Below are 232 nucleotides of genomic sequence, written 5' to 3'. Positions count from 1 at the left end.
GAAAACCGCCAGCGATCTGGGTGTACCGGTGGTCGCCGTGGGGCTGCTGTATCAGCAGGGCTATTTCCACCAGAGCCTGGATGACACCGGCTGGCAGCGGGAAACCTATCTGTACAACGACCCGGGCAGCCTGCCCCTGCGCCGGGCTCAGGCGAAAGACGGCAGCTGGCTGCATATTGATACCGAATTTTTGTGTCGGCGGGTGCGTTTTCGGGTCTGGCAGGTCACGGTC

General features: G+C 62.1%; 1 protein-coding gene. It reads left to right on the top strand.

Annotated elements, in window-relative coordinates:
• The coding region (locus B3520_RS00375; RefSeq protein WP_286875048.1) for a hypothetical protein at positions 1–232 on the top strand (232 nt) is incomplete at both ends.

It is taken from the genome of Marinimicrobium sp. UBA4509, assembly GCF_002388575.1.
Classification (GTDB): domain Bacteria; phylum Pseudomonadota; class Gammaproteobacteria; order Pseudomonadales; family Cellvibrionaceae; genus Marinimicrobium; species Marinimicrobium koreense.
This window is presented reverse-complemented; position numbering and strand designations above follow the sequence as displayed.